At 73.3% G+C, this 1,245-nt stretch carries 1 protein-coding gene; it reads left to right on the top strand.

Annotation, left to right across the window (positions count from 1 at the left end):
* Positions 1-1,042: ATP-dependent DNA ligase (locus tag H5J29_RS33315; RefSeq protein ID WP_181784855.1), on the top strand; the 1,042-nt coding region annotated here is incomplete at its 5' end.
* Positions 1,043-1,245: the final 203 nt, after the last annotated feature.

The following is a 1,245-nucleotide window of genomic DNA, read 5'->3' as shown; positions in this document are numbered from 1 at the left end:
GCTGCCGTCGACCGCCGCACTCGCACTCACGGACGGGGTGTCGGCGCTGGAGGCCGTGCGGCTGGAGGTCGGGCGCCCGGTCCGGCCGATGCTCGCCTCCCCCGGCTCCTCGCTCGACGCGGCGCTGGAGTCACTGGGCGCGGAGGTGACCGTCGAGTACAAGCTGGACGGTGCGCGCATCCAGGTGCACCGGAGCGGTTCCGCGGCCCGGGTCTGGACGCGCACCCTCCGGGAGATCACGGACGCGGTGCCGGAGCTGGTCGCCCGCGTGCTCGCGCTCCCCTGCACGGACGTGGTGCTCGACGGCGAGACCCTCGCCCTGGACGACGACGGCCGCCCCCGCAAGTTCCAGGACACCATGTCCCGCTTCGGGTCCGCGGGGTCCGAGGAGGTCCTGCTCTCGCCGTTCTTCTTCGACCTGCTGCACCTCGACGGCACGGACCTGCTCGACGCCCCGCTGTCCACGCGGCTCGACGCGTTGGCCGGGCTGCTGTCCGGGTCGCCCCAGCTCACGATGCCCGGTGTCCGCCGCCCCTCGGCCGAGGAGGCCGCCGAGGTGCTCGACGGCGCGTTGTCCGCCGGGCACGAGGGCGTGGTGGTGAAGGCGCTCGACGCCCCGTACGCGGCGGGGCGGCGCGGCAAGGCCTGGCAGAAGGTCAAGCCGGTCCACACGCTGGACCTGGTGGTGATCGGTGCGGAGTGGGGCTACGGCCGTCGCACGGGGTTCCTGTCCAACATCCACCTCGCCGCCCGGGACCCCGACGGCGGCCCGCCGATCATGGTCGGCAAGACGTTCAAGGGCATGACGGACGAGCTGCTCGCCTGGCAGACCACGGAGTTCCCCGGCCTCGCCGTCCACGACGACGGGCACGTGGTCGAGCTGCGGCCCGAGCTGGTCGTGGAGATCGCCCTCGACGGCGCGCAGCGCTCGGTCCGCTACCCCGGCGGCGTCGCGCTGCGGTTCGCGAGGGTCCTCCGCTACCGCCCCGACAAGACCCCCGCGGAAGCGGACGACCTCCAAGCGGTCCAGGCGCTCCTCTAGTCGGCACCAGCGCTGTTCGATCATGTTCCGACAGCGCTGGTGCCGATCTCGAGCCGAGGCCGTGCGTAGTTCTACGGCGCCCCTCGATCAGGGCCCGCCCTAGCGTTGCCGTCGTGGGGATCCGACAGGCGGTGGGTGCGGTGATCGGTGTGGTGCTGTCCGCTCTGGGCGTGGCGGGCTGCGGGCTGCTGCCCTCCTCCGCG

The organism is Pseudonocardia pini (assembly GCF_013870575.1).
GTDB classification, from domain to species: domain Bacteria; phylum Actinomycetota; class Actinomycetes; order Mycobacteriales; family Pseudonocardiaceae; genus Pseudonocardia; species Pseudonocardia pini.
Note: the sequence above shows the minus strand (reverse complement) of the source record. Positions and strands in the feature narration are given on the sequence as shown.